The sequence below is a fragment of the Parasphingorhabdus sp. genome (assembly GCF_036963805.1).
Taxonomy (GTDB): domain Bacteria; phylum Pseudomonadota; class Alphaproteobacteria; order Sphingomonadales; family Sphingomonadaceae; genus Parasphingorhabdus.
In genome coordinates, this window is sequence record NZ_JBALUN010000050.1 from 1 (window position 1) to 595 (window position 595).

Here is a 595-nt window from a genome sequence, read left to right on the forward strand (position 1 = left end):
CTGCGCGTGCCGCCATTACCGATGAGGTGCGCGACCTTCGTAAGGAAGCCCGTGATCTGAAGGAGGTTGTCGCTGAACAGATGCTTGAGATGCGGCTTCTTAAAAAAAGCATGATCGGGGATGGGGGAGAAGACGAATGAGATATCCCGCATCCGAGAAGCTGGAGATTATCCGCATCGTCGAACGTTCACATCTGCCTGCCAAACAGACGCTGGACAGGCTGGGCATCGCCCGGCCTACCTTCTACCGCTGGTATGATCTGTATCAGCGGTTCGGCGAAGAGGCGCTGCAAGACAAGCGACCTGGACCCCGCCGCGCTTGGAACCGCATCCCGGATGATATCCAGGGCCAGATACTGGACATGGCGCTGGAACGCACCGATCTCAGCCCTCGCGAACTGGCGGTGACGTTCACCGATACCAAGAGCTACTTTGTATCAGAAGCCAGCGTGTACCGACTGCTCAAGGCGCATGACCTGATTACCAGCCCGAACTTCATTGTGATAAAAGCCGCTAGCGAGTTCAAGGATAAGACGACTGCCATCAATCAGATGTGGCAGACCGACTTTACCTATCTGAAGATCATTGGCTGGGGC

General features: G+C 55.8%; 1 pseudogene. It reads left to right on the plus strand.

What is annotated here, in order from left to right:
• Positions 1-595: pseudogene (locus V7676_RS18735) on the plus strand (helix-turn-helix domain-containing protein); the annotation flags it as partial.